This is a genomic window from Streptococcus sanguinis, assembly GCA_013378335.1.
In the GTDB taxonomy this organism is placed as follows: domain Bacteria; phylum Bacillota; class Bacilli; order Lactobacillales; family Streptococcaceae; genus Streptococcus; species Streptococcus sanguinis_I.
Map to the genome: position 1 here is coordinate 533794 of CP040556.1, position 18816 is coordinate 552609.

At 43.1% G+C, this 18816-nt stretch carries 16 protein-coding genes, 1 other RNA gene and 3 pseudogenes; 14 read left to right on the forward strand and 6 right to left on the reverse strand.

Going from position 1 to position 18816, the window contains the following annotated elements:
* Positions 1-31 precede the first annotated feature (31 nt).
* From FFV08_02835 to FFV08_02855, 5 genes are all read left to right on the forward strand, one after another.
* A complete protein-coding gene (locus FFV08_02835; protein QLB51697.1) occupies positions 32-256 on the forward strand; it encodes a DUF4059 family protein in 225 nt (74 codons plus the stop codon).
* Between the two features lie 65 nt (positions 257-321).
* Positions 322-1236: a thioredoxin-disulfide reductase gene (trxB, locus tag FFV08_02840; GenBank protein QLB51698.1), complete on the forward strand. Its 915-nt coding sequence runs from the start codon at positions 322-324 to the stop codon at positions 1234-1236.
* Positions 1237-1343: 107 nt separating this feature from the next.
* The gene (locus FFV08_02845; GenBank protein QLB51699.1) at positions 1344-2804 is read left to right on the forward strand and encodes a nicotinate phosphoribosyltransferase; all 1461 of its coding nucleotides are present in this window, start codon (positions 1344-1346) and stop codon (positions 2802-2804) included.
* Positions 2801-3625 carry an ammonia-dependent NAD(+) synthetase gene (gene nadE, locus FFV08_02850; protein QLB51700.1) on the forward strand — a complete coding sequence of 275 codons (825 nt, stop codon included), beginning with the start codon at positions 2801-2803 and terminating at the stop codon, positions 3623-3625. The genes FFV08_02845 and nadE overlap by 4 nt, the downstream gene beginning before the upstream one ends.
* Positions 3626-3672: 47 nt before the next feature.
* A complete protein-coding gene (locus tag FFV08_02855) occupies positions 3673-4233 on the forward strand; it encodes a GNAT family N-acetyltransferase (protein QLB51701.1) in 561 nt (186 codons plus the stop codon).
* Between the two features lie 11 nt (positions 4234-4244).
* Here FFV08_02855 and FFV08_02860 read toward each other — a convergent pair.
* A pseudogene (locus FFV08_02860) lies at positions 4245-4562 on the reverse strand (transposase family protein).
* Between the two features lie 318 nt (positions 4563-4880).
* Between FFV08_02860 and FFV08_02865 the strand changes: the two are divergent.
* A complete protein-coding gene (locus FFV08_02865) occupies positions 4881-5861 on the forward strand; it encodes an alpha/beta hydrolase (GenBank protein QLB51702.1) in 981 nt (326 codons plus the stop codon).
* 185 nt (positions 5862-6046) lie between these two features.
* On the opposite strand, the gene FFV08_02870 is transcribed toward FFV08_02865, so the two are convergent.
* Positions 6047-7249 carry an IS110 family transposase gene (locus tag FFV08_02870; protein ID QLB51703.1) on the reverse strand — a complete coding sequence of 401 codons (1203 nt, stop codon included), beginning with the start codon at positions 7247-7249 and terminating at the stop codon, positions 6047-6049.
* Between the two features lie 314 nt (positions 7250-7563).
* On the opposite strand from FFV08_02870, the gene pepC reads away from it, so the two are divergent.
* Positions 7564-8898 carry an aminopeptidase C gene (gene pepC / locus FFV08_02875; GenBank protein ID QLB51704.1) on the forward strand — a complete coding sequence of 445 codons (1335 nt, stop codon included), beginning with the start codon at positions 7564-7566 and terminating at the stop codon, positions 8896-8898.
* 77 nt (positions 8899-8975) lie between these two features.
* On the opposite strand, the pseudogene FFV08_02880 reads toward pepC, so the two are convergent.
* Positions 8976-11116: pseudogene (locus FFV08_02880) on the reverse strand (PBP1A family penicillin-binding protein).
* On the reverse strand, positions 11109-11711 hold the full coding sequence (gene recU / locus FFV08_02885; protein ID QLB51705.1) for a Holliday junction resolvase RecU: 603 nt from the start codon (positions 11709-11711) through the stop codon (positions 11109-11111). The pseudogene FFV08_02880 and the gene recU overlap by 8 nt, the downstream one beginning before the upstream one ends.
* A gap of 67 nt (positions 11712-11778) precedes the next feature.
* Here recU and FFV08_02890 point away from each other — a divergent pair, with 67 nt between their 5' ends.
* From FFV08_02890 to FFV08_02915, 6 genes and pseudogenes are all read left to right on the forward strand, one after another.
* Entirely contained in the window at positions 11779-12306 is a 528-nt protein-coding gene (locus tag FFV08_02890) for a DUF1273 domain-containing protein (protein QLB51706.1), read from the forward strand.
* Between the two features lie 71 nt (positions 12307-12377).
* A complete protein-coding gene (gpsB, locus tag FFV08_02895) occupies positions 12378-12740 on the forward strand; it encodes a cell division regulator GpsB (protein ID QLB51707.1) in 363 nt (120 codons plus the stop codon).
* A gap of 21 nt (positions 12741-12761) precedes the next feature.
* Positions 12762-13129: RNase P RNA component class B (gene rnpB, locus FFV08_02900), an RNA gene on the forward strand.
* 127 nt (positions 13130-13256) lie between these two features.
* A pseudogene (locus FFV08_02905) lies at positions 13257-13389 on the forward strand (hypothetical protein).
* 24 nt (positions 13390-13413) lie between these two features.
* Positions 13414-14568, forward strand: a complete 1155-nt coding sequence (locus tag FFV08_02910) for a class I SAM-dependent RNA methyltransferase (protein ID QLB51708.1) — start codon at positions 13414-13416, stop codon at positions 14566-14568.
* Between the two features lie 12 nt (positions 14569-14580).
* The gene (locus FFV08_02915; GenBank protein QLB51709.1) at positions 14581-16038 is read left to right on the forward strand and encodes a Holliday junction resolvase; all 1458 of its coding nucleotides are present in this window, start codon (positions 14581-14583) and stop codon (positions 16036-16038) included.
* A 233-nt stretch (positions 16039-16271) separates the two neighbouring features.
* Here the strand turns inward: FFV08_02915 and FFV08_02920 are convergent, their stop codons facing one another.
* Positions 16272-16754: an S-ribosylhomocysteine lyase gene (locus FFV08_02920; GenBank protein QLB51710.1), complete on the reverse strand. Its 483-nt coding sequence runs from the start codon at positions 16752-16754 to the stop codon at positions 16272-16274.
* A 150-nt stretch (positions 16755-16904) separates the two neighbouring features.
* Positions 16905-17120: a hypothetical protein gene (locus tag FFV08_02925; protein ID QLB51711.1), complete on the reverse strand. Its 216-nt coding sequence runs from the start codon at positions 17118-17120 to the stop codon at positions 16905-16907.
* Between FFV08_02925 and FFV08_02930 the strand changes: the two genes are divergently transcribed.
* The gene (locus FFV08_02930; GenBank protein ID QLB51712.1) at positions 17119-18732 is read left to right on the forward strand and encodes a ribonuclease Y; all 1614 of its coding nucleotides are present in this window, start codon (positions 17119-17121) and stop codon (positions 18730-18732) included. The two genes, FFV08_02925 and FFV08_02930, sit on opposite strands and share 2 nt — an antisense overlap.
* The last annotated feature ends 84 nt before the right edge of the window (positions 18733-18816 follow it).

Here is an 18816-nt window from a genome sequence, read left to right on the forward strand (position 1 = left end):
AATAAGGCTGATTGACCTTTGAGGAGTTGACATGTTAGATCAAATATTTGCACTTTATATTGAGAGCTTGCTTTATACTGCAGTCGGTGTAGGGATCATTGCGGGTTTATGGATTGGACTGCGGATGATTCGCCGCAAGGACAAGACGGCTAAGGAGCGCCAGAGTCATCTGTACGATGTCCTTTTGATTGTCATTATGACGATTCCAGTCCTGTCTTTTGCGACGCTGGGCCTGCTCATTGTCCTAAAAGCTTAAATGCTTGTAAAACTGTAGAAAAGTTGTTAGAATAATTCTAGTTACAACAAGGAGAAAGAAGAGTTATGTACGATACAATTATTATTGGAGCTGGGCCTGCCGGCATGACAGCTGCCCTTTATGCAGCCCGCAGCAACCTAAAAGTTGCCCTGTTGGAGCGTGGTATTCCTGGTGGTCAGATGAACAATACTGCTGACATTGAAAACTACCCAGGCTATGCCAATATCAGCGGTCCAGAACTAGCAGAGAAAATGTTTGAGCCTCTTGAGAATTTAGGGGTAGAACATCTCTTTGGCCTAGTAGAAAAAATTGAAGATCGGGGCGATTTCAAGGAAATCGTCACAGAAGATGAGCGTTTTGAAGCTAAAACGGTCATCATTGCTTCTGGTGCCAATCATCGTCATCTGGGGGTTCCTGGCGAGGAAGACTATAACAGCCGCGGGGTTTCCTACTGTGCGGTCTGTGATGGTGCCTTCTTCCGTGATGAAGATTTGCTGGTTGTCGGTGGTGGTGACTCAGCGGTAGAGGAAGCTATTTTCCTGACGCGCTTTGCAAAAAGTGTGACCATTGTTCACCGTCGTGATGAGCTGCGAGCACAAAAAGTGCTGCAGGATCGTGCCTTTGCCAACGAAAAGATTCGCTTTGTCTGGGATTCTGTGGTGGAAAGCATCCATGGCGATGAGCGTAAAGTGACTGGCGTAACCTTCAAGAATGTCAAGACAGGTGAAACTAGCCAAGCAGATTTTGGTGGCATCTTTATCTATGTCGGCCTGGATCCGGTTAGTGAATTTGCTGCGGACTTGGGTATCACTGATGAGGCTGGCTGGATTCTGACAGACCATCAGATGAAAACGTCAGTAGCCGGTATTTACGCTGTTGGTGATGTTCGTCAGAAAGACCTGCGCCAGATTACAACGGCTGTTGGTGATGGTGCCATTGCCAGTCAGGAAGCCTACAAATACCTTACAGAGCAAGCATAAAAATATAAGCTAAGCAAGTGTGTCTATTCAAGTGAGTTGACAGGATTTGCTTAGCTTTTTTGGAATTATGATATAATAAAAGGTATCTAGCGTAAAGGAGCAAGAAGATGTACCCAGATGATAGTTTAACTCTGCACACTGATTTGTACCAAATCAACATGATGCAGGTTTATTTCCAGCAAAATATTCACAACAAGCATGCAGTTTTTGAAGTTTTTTTCCGTAAAAATCCTTTTAATAACGGCTACGCGGTCTTTGCGGGCTTGGAAAGAATTATTTCCTATCTCAATAATCTGACATTCAGCCAGAGTGATTTAGATTATTTGCAATCCTTGGGCTATCACGGAGAGTTTCTGGATTATTTGCGGAATCTCAAGATGAGCCTGACCGTAAGGTCTGTTCAGGAAGGTGATTTGGTTTTTGCCAATGAGCCAATCGTGCAGGTGGAAGGTCCATTGGCTCAGTGTCAGCTGGTTGAGACTGCTATTCTCAATATCGTTAATTTTCAGACGCTGATTGCCACCAAGGCAGCGCGTATCCGCTCTGTCATCGAAGATGAACCTCTGATGGAGTTCGGTACGCGCCGGGCCCAGGAAATGGATGCTGCTATTTGGGGGACCAGGGCTGCGGTGATTGGCGGAGCTAACGGAACCAGTAATGTTCGGGCTGGCAAGCTCTTTGATATTCCAGTCTTGGGAACCCATGCCCATGCTCTCGTTCAAGTCTATGGAAATGATTATGATGCCTTTAAAGCCTACGCTGAGACTCATCGTAACTGTGTTTTCCTAGTAGATACCTACGATACATTGCGTCTAGGTGTTCCGGCAGCCATTCGGGTGGCGCGTGAGCTAGGAGACAAGATTAAGTTTCTGGGTGTCCGCATTGATTCGGGAGACCTTGCCTATATTTCTAAGAAAGTTCGGCAGCAATTAGATGAAGCAGGCTTCCCTGATGCTAAGATTTATGCGTCCAATGATCTGGATGAAAATACTATTCTTAACTTGAAAATGCAAAAGGCTAAGATTGATGTCTGGGGCGTGGGAACCAAGCTTATTACAGCATACGACCAGCCGGCTTTAGGAGCAGTTTATAAGATTGTTGCTATTGAAGATGAGAATGGAGAATTGCGCAATACCATCAAGCTGTCCAATAATGCCGAAAAAGTTTCGACCCCAGGTAAGAAGCAGGTTTGGCGCATTACCAGTCGCGAAAAAGGGAAGTCCGAGGGAGACTACATTACCTATGCTGGCCTTGATGTCAATGACTTGGAAGAGCTGGAAATGTTCCATCCGACCTATACCTACATCAATAAAACGGTCAAAAATTTTGATGCCGTACCACTTTTGGTCGATATTTTCCAAGAAGGTAATTTAGTCTATGATCAGCCAAGTCTGACCGAAATTCAAGCCTATGCCCGTAAGGAATTTGATAAACTCTGGGATGAGTACAAGCGGGTTCTCAATCCACAGGATTATCCAGTTGACCTGGCTAGAGATATTTGGCAGGATAAGATGGATTTGATTGACCAGATGCGCAAGAAAGCCTACCAGACAGGAGCAGAAAAATGAGCTTACAAGAAGAAATCATCGCTCAATTGGGCGTCAAACCAGTCATAAATCCGGAGGAAGAAATCCGCAAGTCGGTCGACTTTCTCAAGGCTTATCTAAGAAAGCATCCTTTTTTGAAAAGCTATGTTCTGGGAATTTCTGGTGGTCAGGATTCAACCTTGGCTGGCCGCTTAGCTCAGCTGGCTGTAGAAGAAATGCGGGCTGAGACTGGAGATGATGGCTATCGCTTTATCGCTGTCCGCCTGCCTTACGGTGTCCAGGCAGATGAAGATGATGCGCAAAAAGCTCTGGCTTTTATCCGGCCTGATGTCAGTCTAACAGTCAATATCAAGGAATCGGCTGATGCCATGACAAAGGCTGTGGAGGCAACGGGTGCCAAAGTCTCTGATTTTAACAAGGGCAATATCAAGGCCCGCAGCCGTATGATTGCCCAGTATGCTTTGGCTGGTTCATACAGTGGGGCTGTCATTGGGACGGATCATGCAGCAGAAAATGTCACGGCCTTTTTCACCAAGTTTGGGGATGGCGGAGCAGATATCTTACCGCTTTACCGTCTCAATAAGCGTCAAGGCAAGCAGCTTTTGGCCGCCTTAGGAGCGGATCCGGCTCTCTATGAAAAGGTGCCGACGGCTGACTTGGAAGAGGAAAAACCTGGGATTGCGGATGAAGTCGCTCTGGGCGTGACCTACAATGAAATTGACGATTATCTCGAAGGCAAGTCCGTTTCAGCTCAAGCTCAAGAAACTATCGAGTCTTGGTGGCATAAAGGCCAGCACAAACGGCATTTGCCAATTACGATTTTTGACGAATTTTGGAAGTGAAAATCTCTATCGAAACTTTTTAGTCTGAGCCAAGAAACGAGGAAGCTATGAAAAAGATAGGTACACAGTCCATTGAAACCAAACGTCTTTTGCTAAGACCTTTTCTGGAATCGGATGCACAAGCTATGTATGACAACTGGGCTTCTCGTCCGGATAATTTGCTGCATGTGACCTGGGATGCTCACGAGAGTCCTGAAGTCACCCAACAATCCATTGCTCGCTGGGTTGAGAACTATCAAAACATGGATTATTACAAGTGGGCCATCTGCCTGAAGGAAAAACCTGAACAAGTGATTGGTGATATTAGTGTGGTAGATAGAGATGAGGCAGTCAATGCTTGCGAGGTCGGTTATATTTTAAGTAAAGACTATTGGGAGCAAGGGTTGATGACAGAAGCTTTGAAAGCTGTTTTAATCTATCTCTTGCAAGGTGCAGGTTTCAATCGTGTCACAGCAAAATTTGTAACAGCCAATCCAGCTTCTGGGCGTGTCATGGCCAAAGCTGGCATGAGCTACGAAGGGACTTTCCGTCAAGCTGTATTTCATAAAGGACAAGTCAAAGATTTTTCCGTTTATGGAATCCTAAGATCTGATTTAGAAAAAGGCTAGGACTTTCGGCTCTTTTCTACGATTCGACTAGTATCTGCGGTAAATGAAGAACCACATTCTCTGCAGAGAAATCTCTGCTTGCGTAGATTTAAGTAGGCCGGTAGGCCTGAAACAGAACAGAGAGTGATACGAGACGTTTTCGTACCGTTTTTAACGATATTATTATTTTGGCTAACACACCCACAAACAGCACAAAATTCTGGCTTATGCGTATATGTAGCTGAATAAAATAAAGATTTTCTCTTTTTAAATATCTTTTCTTGAACTTTATCATTCCAAATAATGTTTTTATCTTTGATTTGTAGCGTAGCTTCTAGTATATTGTTCATATGGTCATCATCCTTTCGTATTAGGTTTAGGAGCTTTTAATATAATGGATGTTGGCCTTTTTGTATACACTAAAATAGGGTTGGTGGAAAATTTCCATCAACCCTAAAAATTATAGAACCGTTTTTACAACAGTTCGCACCGGAAACGTTGGACTCACCAATGTTTAAATTAGCAGTAGGAATGACAGTTGGAGAACTCTCAGCATACTCGCCTGAAACAAAACAATTGTTTGACGGCCTACTTGCTTATATTAATCAGTAATGATACAATAAAGAGGGCATTTTTAGCTCATTTTTTCAAGAAAGTAGGGAAGTAAGATGAATGGATTATTTATAGGACTAGGAATTTTTGTTATATTGATTATGTGCTGGATGGGTTATGTTAGAAAAGTGGAAAGACGCTCTTTTTCAAGCTATCTACTTGAAAGATTACTCTTTTTATTTTTTAAACCGCTGACTTACTCAAAAGATGAACCGGCTAAATTTGAACAAGCGTTTAATAAAATGGCCAAGGGAAATGACGTTCCCATCGCAAATCCAAAGAAATACATTAAAGTAGATGTCCAAGAAAAAGATGTAGATGGCATGCAAGTGTTTGTATGGAATGAAAAGAAAGATACTAACCAAAAAGTAATTTTCTTTACACATGGTGGAGCGTATGTACTGCAACCGATGAAGATGCATTTTACCTTGGTGCATAAAATCGCACAGGCGATAGATGCGAAAGTGGTGTTCCCAATTTATCCTAAGACTCCAAAGCATCAATACCGTGAGACGTATGAGAAGTTAGAGAAGTTATATCGCAGGATTTTAGAAGAAAATACAAATCCGAATTCTATCATTTTCATGGGGGATTCTGCAGGGGGAGGGCTTTCCTTAGGATTTGCTATATACTTAAAAGAACTTTCGTTACCACAGCCAAAGGAAATCGTTCTGTTTTCTCCTTGGGTGGATATTGCAACGGATAATTCTGAGATTGCATTGTATGAACCATTTGACCCATTCCTTAAACAGAGTGGGATTCAGGAAGTGGCAAAGTTTTGGGCAGGAGAAGAGTTGAAACAACCGCTAGTGAGTCCACTATTTGGAGATTTATCTGGATTAGGAAGAATTAGTATTTATATTGGGACGCATGATATCTTTTATCCGGATAATCGATTGTTACATGAAAAGCTTCTTAAAGAAGGAATCACACACCGATATATTGAACGCGAAAAGATGAATCATGTGTATGTTCTCTTTCCTATTAAAGAGGCTAGAGAAGATATTCAAGAATTAATTGAAGAGTTGAAAAAATAAGGGGCTCTTTTCTACCATTTGTCAAGTATATCAAGGGCTTTAAGTAAAAAAAGATAAGATAGTAGCTATTCTGAGTTTACTGTCTTATTTTTACCACTTTTTGATCTATATATGGGCATTCTAAAAAAACACCTCGTCTGGTATTTTTTGAAACAAGGTGTTACAATAATACGGCATATACAGCCTTATCGATTTTGGGTCAAAGAGTAATCGTAAAGTTTGTTATGCGTAATGAGGTAATACATTGTTCGAATGAGACGATGTATAGAGGCAATCGTATGTGGCTTAGTTGAAGCTGTTGTCGATTGTCTTTTTCGTTTCTCATAAAAGTTAGCGATATGGCAGGGATTGGTATGACTAGCTGAAGCGATGTTGTGAATGCACTTGAACAAGATTTTTCTGGCATAGGGATTACCTCGTTTAGTGATGTGTTCCTTGGCAAGAAAGTTCCCAGATTCATAGTGTCTCAGGTCAATGCCAATAAAAGCGTTGATTTGATTGGTAGACTGAAAGCGACGAATATCTCCCAATTCGCCAATGATAGATGTCGCTGTGGTTTCTGCGATGCCAGGAATTGATCGTAAGATGTCATACTCTGATAAAGGCTGAGCTAGAGCTACCATGTCGTCTAAGACAACCTGTCTGTGCTCAGAAAGACGAAGCAATTCTTGAGCATAGTAACGAACCTCTTCAAGCATTGGAGAGGTTTTCTTGACCGCACAAAAAGATTGTTTAGCGAGTTTTATAAGTTTATCAGTCAAGTAAGCAATACGCTTTTCAGAGATGCGTTTGGAGGTAGATTGACGGATAATCTCACACAAGTTACTTTGAGATAGGCTTAATACAAACTCGTTGCATGGAAAAGCCATCACTAAGTTCCAATATTGCTCTCCAGTTGGTGTGGATAATAGATTTTCCAATTCAGGAAAGGTGACTTGTAAGACCTTGTGTAGACGGTTTTTAGCTCTAACAATGTCTTCTGTAAGATTTTGATAGAAACGGCTTAAATCACGCAGGTGTTGATAAACTTCTTCCTGCGCATAAGTTGGTTTACGATTGAGTATAAATTGAGAATGAGCCAACTTTTCAGCGTCAATTTTATCTGTTTTACGAACTCGCAGATTGTCCAGTTGCTTCTTAGCTTCCAGAGGATTCAGCTGTGTATAAGCGTAGCCGTATTCCTCAAGAAAGACTCGAAGACGCCGAGAATAGACACCAGTAGCTTCAAATATAATCTCAGGATTATGAACAGTTTTCAAGTCATTCAAAAGACGATTGAAGCCAATGGCGTCATTGAGCATAGTGTATCCATGAATCTTCTCACCGTTGACTAAAATTGCCACCTCAGAACTTGCCTTACTCACATCAATCCCAAATACTGTACGCATGATATTACCTCTTTTGTCTTGAATAATTCCGTGTTTTAGTGATTTTATTTTCAATACGCGACGTCTAGCGTCCCACATACTTTGATCAAATTCCACCTAAAACAGGTGTCTTGCCAGTTTGTCAAGCGACGTCTAGCGCCAAAGAGCCCTACGACTTTACAAGACACCTCTACTTTAACATAAAGAAAAAGTAGTGAGTACTCTCTCCCGTCAGAGATTTTCTCACTACTAATCTTAGTATGTTTGTCTAGTCTTTTTACTTGCACTCCTTTTTTAAAGTTCTATAATAGATGTATAATGACAAGGAGGATTCTATGCATTCGTTAGAACAAGATTTTACAGATAAGCTGTACGCTGCTTATGAGGCCAATCCCAAGTTTGCAGCAATGGAAAATGCCATCAGTCACAATGGCCTTTTGGCTTCCTTAGAGAAGCGAAGCGCTGCCGTGGAAAACACACCTGTCTTTTCACTGGATCTCACGAAGGATAAGGTCAGTGACCAGAAAGCTTCAGGACGCTGTTGGATGTTTGCAGCTCTTAATACCTTCCGCCACAAAATGATTGCTGGTTTCCAATTGGAAGATTTTGAGCTATCTCAGGCCCACACTTTCTTTTGGGATAAATATGAAAAATCCAACTGGTTCTTGGAGCAGGTGCTGGCAACCGCTGACCAAGAATTGACTAGCCGTAAGGTCAAGTTTCTCTTAGATACGCCTCAGCAGGATGGGGGTCAATGGGATATGGTTGTTTCCCTCTTTGAGAAATACGGCGTCGTGCCTAAGTCAGTCTATCCAGAGTCAATCTCGTCTAGCAATAGTCGCGAGCTCAATCAGATTCTCAATAAGCTCTTGCGTCAGGATGCACAGATTTTGCGAGAATTGGTGGTAGAAGGAGCAGACTTGGCAGAACTTCAGGCTAAGAAAGAAGAGCTCCTCCAAGAAGTCTTTAACTTCCTAGCTATGAATATAGGTTTACCGCCTCGCCAATTCGACTTCTCTTATCGGGATAAGGATAACAATTTTCATAGTGAGAACGGATTGACACCACAAGCTTTCTTCAAAAAATATGTTGATCTCAAGCTAGATGACTATGTCTCTATCATCAATGCGCCGACTGCAGACAAGCCTTATGGTCAGTCCTATACAGTTGAGATGCTGGGTAATGTCGTTGGTAGCAAGCCAGTCCGTTATTTGAATGTTGAAATGGATCGACTAAAAGAGCTGGCTATCGCTCAGATGCAGGCTGGCGAGACCGTTTGGTTTGGCTCGGATGTTGGTCAGTCTAGCAATCGTAAGGAAGGTGTTATGGCAGAAGGGATGCACGATTTCACTGCCAGCATGGATATTCGACTAACTCAGGATAAGGCTGGTCGCTTGGACTATAGCGAAAGCCTCATGACCCACGCCATGGTCTTGACTGGGGTAGACTTGGATGAAAATGGCAAGGCTAAGAAATGGAAGGTCGAAAACTCCTGGGGTGAAAAGGTTGGTAACAAGGGCTATTTCGTAGCCTCTGACGCTTGGATGGACGAATATACCTATCAAATCGTTGTTCGTAAAGAATTTCTGACAGCTGCAGAATTAGCAGCATATGAAGTAGAACCTCTTGTCCTAGATCCTTGGGATCCCATGGGGGCTTTGGCAAAGTAAGCTTTGATGAGAGAATAAGAAAAGAGTAGGAATTTTTCATTCTTACTCTTTTAATTTGTATTCTAATCTTCGTCTCTCTAGTCATTTCCACCGTCACCGGAAGATGAGTCATTGTGGCTAGAAGAGCTATTGTTTGAATCACCAGAATGCTCACTGGAAGCTGATGTGTCAGAGCTAGCTTCTGTACTGTAACTGCTATAGCTAGAATAGTTATAGTACTGCTGGTTATTGTAGTAACGGTTATAGCCAGTACCACTGTTGAGGTAGACATAAGAGCCACTGCGGTAGAGACCATCTGGCATTTCCCAATCTTCTGAAGCGGAGCCATCTTGAGCTAGGTAAAGCATCATTTCCCGGTAGACATCTGTTGCAACCTTAACCCCGTCATCAAGGATTGGTGTCAGGCGGTTAGAGTAGCCAGTCCAAACAGCCATGGAATACTTAGGCGTGTAACCAACGAAGAGTTCATCTGGCGTGACAATGCTAGAGTAGTAGTAAGGCTTGGTCAGCTTGGCTAATTCGTCGTCAGCATAGTTGGAGGTTCCGGTCTTACCGGCCTGATAAACCCCAGAAATAGCAGCGTTTGTACCTGTACCAGACTGCAAGACTGTTTTCATCATATCGGTCATCATGTAGGCTGTCGTTTCCTTCATAGCCTTGGAACCATTGTTGGAGAAAGTCTTCTCCGTTCCGTCACTGAAGACGACGCGATTGACATACTGAGGTTTGTAATAAGTACCGCCATTGGCAAAAGCAGCATAGGCAGCAGCCATTTTTTCACTGCTGGCTCCGTACTCGTTGCCGGATTTGCTGGTATTACTTGAAAAGGCATTAACATAGAACATTTCAGGATAGTTAATCCCAATACCATTCAGGAACTTGAGAGACTCATCCAGACCAACGGCTTCCAGTGTTTTAACGGCAGGAACGTTCCGGGATTCTTGGATAGCGTACTGAATCGTCATCCCGCCATAGTATTTCTTATCCCAGTTGTAGACCGGAGTGCTGGAATACGGGAAGTTATATGGAGCATCTGTGATAGGAGCAGCAGTCGAAGTATAGACTTCATTTTCAAGAGCTGGAGCATAAGCGGTGATTGGTTTCATAGTTGAACCCCAGTCCCTATTGGTTTCAACAGCTTGGTTGGTACCAAAGGATACGTTGGTAGACTGGTGACGGCCCCAAGCTGGGCAATGACCTTACCAGTTTGGACATCCATAACTGTGGAGGCAACCTGCATTTCATCATCTGGATAAGCTACATAGTCTTCAGTATTGTAAATATCCCAGAGTTTCTGTTGAGCCTCTGTGTTGACGTTTGTATAGACTTCCATACCAGTTGTCAGGACATTGTAACCAGTTTCTTCTTCAACCTGTTCAATTGCTTCTTTGATATAGTTATCCATGTAAGCTGGGTAGCTAGTAGAGGCTTTCAGACTTTGAAGTCCATCGGTTACAGGTGTATTTTTGGCTTGCTCATACTGTTCATCTGTGATGTATTTGAGGTCGTGCATCTCACGAAGTACCAGATTACGGCGATTGGTTGCAGCCTCAGGATGGGTGTAGGGGTCATATTGATTCGGTGCCTGAGGCATACCAGCCAGCAGAGCCGTTTGGTGTAAGCTCAAATCTTTTAGATCCTTGCCATAGTAGCTTCGGGCTGCTGTCTGCATACCGTAGTTACTGTTAGACATGTAGACTTTATTGACATAATAGGTCAAGATTTGCTGCTTGGTCGCTTTCCGCTCGAGTTGAACAGCCAGCCAAGCTTCTTGGATTTTTCGTGAAAGGGTCGCGTCCGAAGAAGAAGTTGAGAAATAGGACAACTTAATCAACTGCTGGGTCAGAGTTGATCCCCCTTGACGGCCCCCGCCACGGATGTTACTGATAAGGGCGCCTGCAATCCGAATAAAGTCCACTCCGCGGTGATTGAAGAAGCGATGGTCTTCAATGGCGACAATGGCGTTAACCAAATCCGTAGGTATTTCACTTGTTTCAGCATTGACCCGCTTTTCAGCGCCTAGGTCCGCAATCAAATTGTTATTGCTGTCAAAAATCTTACTGGATGTGGTCGCGACCAGGTCTTTTTCAGAAAGCTTGGGAGCCTTGACCGCATAGTAGGTAAATACCAAACAGCCAATCACGAATCCAATCATAAGCAGGGTTATAAGCGCACTTGCAAGATATTTCAAAGCCTGCATAAGAGTTTGTTTATTCATTTATAATACCACCTAGTAGTTTTTGTTCGATAATTTCAAGATAAGGGATGCTGGGAAGCTGCTGCATTTCAATCGGATAACCATGTTCTTGAATATAGCTTAAGGGCAGGGACTTCCCTCCCTTGTCGATCTTGTAAAACTCAATTAAATAAGAAGCGGGAAGCAGGTAAGTCTCCCTTAAGCTGGAAAAATGCAGTAAGACAAAGCAGATGCCCTTTTGCTCAAGGACTGCCTCCATATGCTCAATCTGATGCGAATGAAAATTTTTCATGGGCATCGATTTTTTCTGTCGGGTTTCCTTGGCTTCAAAGTCAATATAATGGCCTTTGTAGACACCAGAATAGTCTGTTGTGGAAGCTTGCCGAAAGTAAGCCTCTACAATCTTGGCTCGGCTACGATGCGGATAATCAACCTTGACAATCTGAATGGGGGTGGGCTTTTTATGGATGACAGCGAGTCCTCTGCTAAGATAGTAGTTGTTGGATTCGTTGATCATCTTTTCAAAAGACATCCCACGATTGGCAAAGTTAGTCATGCCGGAAACCGGCCTATTGATACTGCTTTTTGCCTTTAGCTTATGCGGATAGTTGACCATAAAACTCCTTATTGGTACAATAGCATCACTCTATTATACCACAAAAAACTTTTTTAAGGGAGAATAAATGACCAGTCTACTAATAACAGGCTACAAAGCCTTTGAAATCGGCATTTCGACGGAAAAAGATATGAGAATAAACATCATAAAAGAAGCCGCTAAAAGGGACTTAATCCGTTTTTTGGAAGATGGAGTGGACTGGCTGGTTTTTATGGGCAATCTGGGCTTTGAGTCTTGGGTCTTGGAGCTGGCCAACGACTTAAAAAAGGACTATGAGTTTCAGATAGCAACCATCTTTCTCTTTGAGAATCAAGGTGAAAATTGGAACAAAGCCAATCAAGCCCAATTAGCTGCTTTTAAGCAGGCGGATTTCGTCAAGTATGCTTATCCGACCTACCAAAATCCTAGTCAGTTTCGTGATTACAATCAATTTATCATTCAAAATACGGACGGAGCCTACCTCTTTTACGATGAAGAACAGGAGACAAAACTGAAATATCTTTACCAAGAAATGAAAAAACAAGAACAGTATTTTATCAAAAAATTAACATTTGATGACCTGAATGAAGTGGCCGAAAATTTTTCGGAAAATTAGATGATAAATCTTGATTTTTATAGTGCATTTTGTTTATAATTGAATATGACAAACTAGATTGGAGAGAGAAGATGGCAAGTATTATTTTTACAGCAAAAGATATTTTTGATCAGGATTTTAAACGTGAAGTACGTGGCTATAGTAAGTCCGAAGTGGATGAGTTTTTGGACGATATTATCAAGGATTATGAGACTTATGCAGCCTTGGTAAAGGAGCTGCGTGAGGAAAATCGCCGTCTCAAGGAAGAGTTGGCTGCGAAGCCGGTTGAAAAAGCACCAGTTCAGCCGACTCAGCCTGTCCAATCAACACAAGCGACTCAGTCGACTGTGGAAAGCTTCCCACAGATGACTTCTGCGACTAACTTTGATATCTTGAAGCGCTTGAACCGTCTCGAAAAGGAAGTATTCGGTAAACAAATTCTGGATCGTGAATAATAGTTCTTTTAGAACAGTGCAATTTTTGGATAATCGCGTGGAAATTTTAGATTTTCATGAGGAAAGTCCATGCTAGCACTGGCTGTGATGCCGGTAGTGTTTGTGCTAGGCGAAGAAATAAGCCTAGGGACGGATTTTTCCGTTACGGCGACTGAAAGGGCTAAGTCTTTGGATATGTCTGATTAGGTCTGAAAGTGCCACAGTGACGTAGTTCTTCTGGAAACATAAGAAGTGGAACGCGGTAAACCCCTCAAGCTAGCAACCCAAACTTTGGTCGGGGCATGGAGTGCGTGGAAGCGAACATAGCACTCTGACTGGAAACAGTAGACAGATGATTATCGAAGGAAATGGTACCTAGTCATTTCCGGAACAAAACATGGCTTACAGAAAATTGCATATAGGCTGAGGCTGGGACGTCAAGTCCTGTCCTCTTTAAATTTTATAATAGAATAGCAAGAGAGTGGCTGAGCGCTCTATTCTCTGCCAAGTTCAACTAGCTGTTGCTTCATTTGTCTGATGGACGTTTCAAGTAATGAGCTAGCTGACAAATGGCAGCGAAACCTTCTCAGCCCAAAATTTAAAAAGGGAGAGTGAGGAAAATCGATGTGACGAAATCACGATTTTTGTCTCACTCCCTTTGTTTGTATAGATTGGAATCCATTTAAAAGCCGAGATGAAAGAAAAATTTAATTTAATTGCGACCGCAGCGGCAGGACTTGAAGCTGTCGTCGGCCGTGAAATCAGAGAGCTGGGACTTGATTGTCAGGTCGAAAATGGCCGGGTTCGCTTCGAGGGTGATGTCAGTACGATTATTCAAACCAATCTCTGGCTGCGCGCGGCCGATCGGATTAAGATTCTAGTTGGCAGTTTTCCAGCTAAGACTTTTGAAGAGCTTTTTCAGGGAGTTTTTGCTCTGGATTGGGAGAATTATCTACCGCTGGGAGCTAAATTTCCTATTGCCAAGGCTAAATGCGTCAAGTCAAAACTTCACAATGAGCCTAGTGTTCAGGCTATTTCTAAAAAGGCAATTGTCAAGAAGCTGCAGAAGCATTATGCACGTTCGGAAGGGGTGCCCCTGCAGGAAAATGGAGCTGAGTTTAGGATAGAGGTTTCTATTCTAAAAGATGTAGCGACAGTCATGATTGATACAACAGGCTCTAGCCTCTTCAAACGTGGCTATCGGGCAGATAAGGGCGGTGCACCGATTAAGGAGAATATGGCAGCGGCTATTTTACTCCTGTCCAATTGGTATCCAGATAAGCCTTTGATTGACCCAACTTGCGGCTCTGGTACTTTTTGTATCGAGGCAGCCATGATTGGGATGAAGATAGCGCCAGGACTCCATCGTTCCTTTGCCTTTGAAGACTGGAATTGGGTGGATAAAGACCTGGTAGCCCAGGCTCGCTCGACTGCACTCAGTCAGATTAATCAGACCATCCAGCTGGATATTGCTGGCTCGGATATCGATGGCCGCATGGTAGAGCTAGCTCGAAAAAACGCTGAGCAAGCAGGAGTTGCAGAGCAGATTCAGTTTAAGCAGATGCGTCTGCAAGATTTGCATACAGATAAGATCAATGGTGTGATTATCTCTAATCCGCCATACGGGGAGCGCCTCCTAGATGATGAGGCTGTGACTCGGCTTTATCAGGAGATGGGAGAAACCTTTGCTCCGCTCAAGACCTGGAGCAAGTTTATCCTGACTAGCGATGAAGCTTTTGAAAGCAAATACGGCAGTCAGGCCGATAAAAAACGCAAACTTTATAATGGTACTTTAAAAGTTGATTTGTATCAGTATTTTGGCCAGCGGGTCAAACGTCAGTTAGATTAGAAAGGATTTGCCGTGACGAAAGAAGAAAACTACTCACCGGAAGAAGAAAAGAAAGAGTCGGTCCTTGATTTTGAAGAGGCCAAGGAAATGACAGTCGGCCAAGCCACTCGTAAGAAAGAGGAGCTGGAAGCCGGTGTGAATGAAAGCGACAATGTGCTGGATAAGTATATCAAGCAGCACCGTCAGGAAATCGAAGCAGGAAAATTTGAAACCCAGAAAATCAGAAAGCTGCAGGAGCAGGAAACGGCTCAGGCTGAGCAAGCCTCTTCCGATTTGACCGACTTCATCAAAGAAAGACGGCAAGAGGTTGAAAGTGAACAGGAGATTCCAACAGCTCAGTCGACAGCCACTGAGACTGCAAGTGAGCCAGAAGTAGCTCCAAACCCCTTAGGATCTCGCAGTCAACGCTCAGAGCAGGAAGATGCGGTTCCTGCTGCCCCCGTTCAAAAGACATCTTACGGTCCTATTCCGGAGCCGCTTGATGAGAAGGAATTACAGGTTCCTAAGACACCTTTCTACAAGAAAAAAGCTTTCCTTTATCCAGTTTTAGGACTTTTAGGGATTGCTGTAGCGGGAACAGGGTTCTACTTTGCTCTGGGACATAATTGGGGTCACAAGACCGTTACAAGCTCCAGCTCTTCAACATCGCAGTCCAGCAAAAAGAGTTCGTCTTCCTCTAGCTCTGATAATACTGCCAAGGATCTGAAGTCCTTTAATGATGAGTATGCTTCATTTTTCACAGATAGCAATCAGACAGCTATCAAAAACAGTAAATTTGGTGACTTGGAAAAGTTAAAAACCTTACTTGAAAACCTAAAAGGCAGCAAAGACTATGATGCAGCCAAGAGCAAGTATGATTCCTTAGTCAAGCAGATTTCGGCTATCCAAAGTGTCAATTCGCAGTTTGACGGCGGAGCGATCACTGACGGCGTCTTGAACAAGGAAGCCAAGGCTAATACAAATGCGACCTTCTCAGATGTATCAAGCGGCAATGCTAAGCTAGATGAAGTTCTAAAGGCAGCAATTGCCCAAGGACGTAGCCAACAGGTGCCAACTCCAGCTCCTGCTACTGATCAGGGAGGCACTGGTGCGGGTACAAGCGGCGGTTCAAGTGCATCTGCTTCTGGTTCAGGGGCTTCTAACTCTTACTCTGGCTATGGTCTCCCAAGCACTGGAGTAAATCTGCAGAGAGACCTCAGTCGTGTCCCTTATAACCAAGCAGCTATTGATGACGTCAACAATCCGGCTTGGACATTCAATCCTGGCGTTTTGGAGAGGATTTTGCAAACTTCTCGTGAGCGTGGCTATATTTCTGGAGATAACTATATCCTGGAACGCGTCAATATTATCAAAGGAAACGGCTACTATAACCTCTTTAAACCCGACGGCACCTATCTCTTCAGTATCAACTGTAAAACGGGATACTTCGTCGGAAATGGACCGGGTTATGCTGACTCGCTTGATTTCTAGTTATCTGTTAATATTTCTTCAGCAGCTGGCTTTCTAGTTTGTTGATGGATTTCATTATACATGCACAAAAAGAGTTTGGGACAAAAGTCCAACCTCAAATATAAAAAGCGAACAAAACTAGTTTTCTGGTAATCAGAATTCTGCTTTGTTCGCTTTTCGCATTTAATTATAGATTTGAAGGGCTTAATAATTAAGATTTTTAAAAATTGAAATCTTTTTGTCCCAAACTCTTTTTAAATCACATGGCGTTCAAAGGCATCATCAGAAATCCCTTGGCTGAGAATAAGTTTAGCCCATTCTTTGGCTGAGAAAAGGCTGTGATCCTTGTAGTTTCCGCAGGATTCAATGGTTGTTCCAGGGACATCTTCCCAGCTAGTTGACTCAGCGATTTCTTCCAGACAGGATTTGATGACCTGAGCAATCTGGTTGGTACTGTGTTGGCCCCACATAATCATATGAAAACCGGTGCGGCAGCCAAAAGGTGAGCAGTCAATCATACCATCAATGCGCTTGCGGATCAGCATGGCCAGCAAATGCTCGATGGTATGCAGGCCGGCTGTCGGGATTGAATCTTCATTAGGCTGAACCAAACGGATATCAAAATTGGAAATGATATCGCCTTTAGGACCGGTTTCCTCTCCGATGAGGCGGACGTAAGGCGCTTTGACAATGGTGTGATCCAGCTCAAAGCTTTCAACGATAACTTCTTTAGACATGGTTTCTCCTTTACAATGTAGCGAGTGCGAGAAGGTTTTTCTAGTGATATCAAGCCATAGGTTTGTCTTGTTAGTGAAGAAAAAGCCTGTCTCATATACACATTTTCTTCTCTGATTATAGCATAAAAAAATTTTATTTGGGAATAAAGTTTAAGTTTTAGAAAAATGAAAAATTTGAACAATCTTGCTTATGGTTTGAAAAAGTTTTGGTGCACAGGCTTCTACAAACTTTGATGATTTTGACGGTGAAAATTGGACAAAAGCTTTCTTGAATTTCAAAAAATAGGTTTGTGAATTTTTTAGATTTGTGATAGAATAGTATGGAATTTTGAATTCAACAATTAAATAGATTTGGAGTAAAAACATGGACCTATTTCCTATAATTATGTCTGTTTTTGCTGCCATCATTGGTTTAGTGATTGGATATGTAAGTGTCTCGGCTAAGATGAAATCATCTAAAGAAGCTGCAGAGCTTACTCTTTTAAATGCTGAACAAGAAGCAACCAATTTACGCGGACAAGCTGAACGCGAAGCTGATTTGATTATCAAAGAAGCCAAGCGGGAAACAAGTTCGCTTAAAAAAGAAGCACTTTTGGAGGCAAAAGAAGAAGCCAGAAAATATCGTGAACAAGTTGATGCAGAATTTAAGTCTGAACGTCAAGAGTTGAAACAAATCGAAAGCCGCTTGACAGAGCGCGCTTCTACCCTTGACCGCAAAGATGATAATTTAAGCAACAAAGAAAAGGCTTTGGAGCAAAAAGAACAAAGTCTCTCAGATAAATCTAAACACATTGATGCGCGTGAAGAACAAGTAGCGGAACTTGAAAAGCAGAAGGCAGCAGAGCTGGAGCGAGTTGCTTCGCTATCGCAGACAGAAGCGCGTGATATTATTTTGACGCAGACCGAAGACAAGCTTTCTAAAGAGATTGCGACTAGGATTCGGGATGCGGAGCAAGATATCAAAGAGCGGTCTGACAAGGTTGCCAAGAATATCTTGGTCCAAGCCATGCAGCGTATTGCTGGTGATTATGTTGCTGAGCAAACCAACTCAACGGTGCATCTGCCAGATGACAGTATGAAGGGGCGGATTATTGGTCGGGAAGGTCGCAATATTCGGACTTTTGAAAGTCTGACTGGTATTGATGTCATCATTGATGATACGCCTGAAGTCGTTACTCTCTCAGGTTTTGATCCGATTCGCCGCGAGATTGCTCGTATGACTATGGAAGCACTCTTGAAAGATGGTCGCATTCATCCAGCCCGCATCGAGGAGTTGGTTGAGAAGAACCGTCTGGAAATTGACAATCGCATTCGTGAGTACGGGGAAGCCGCAGCTTATGAAATCGGAGCTCCTAACCTACATCCTGATTTGATGAAAATCATGGGTCGCTTGCAGTTCCGTACTTCTTATGGCCAGAACGTCCTTCGGCACTCTATTGAGGTTGCCAAGCTTTCCGGTATTATTGCTGGTGAGCTTGGTGAAAATGCCAATTTAGCTCGCCGTGCTGGATTCCTCCATGATATTGGCAAGTCTATCGACCGTGAGGTTGAAGGCAGCCACGTGGAAATCGGGACAGAACTGGCTCGTAAGTACAAGGAGCATCCAATCGTTGTTAATACGATTGCTAGCCACCACGGAGATGTGGAAGCAGAAAGTGTCATTGCTGTTATCGTAGCTGCAGCAGACGCTCTTAGTGCCGCTCGGCCAGGTGCGCGTAGTGAATCTCTGGAAAGCTATATCAAGCGTCTCCAAGATTTGGAAGAGATCGCTAATAGCTTCAAGGGTGTCAAGAACAGCTTTGCTTTACAAGCCGGCCGGGAAATCCGGATTATGGTTCAGCCGGACAAGATTAAGGATGACAAGATTACGATTTTGGCGCACGATGTTCGTGAAAAAATCGAAAACAACTTGGAATATCCAGGCAATATCAAGGTGACGGTTATCCGTGAGATGCGAGCCGTTGACTACGCAAAATAAAGAAAAAATGCAGTCTGGTAACAGATTGCTTTTTTCTTGAATTATCTGCTGGTCTATTTTGTTTTCCGTATGATTGCTTGCTTA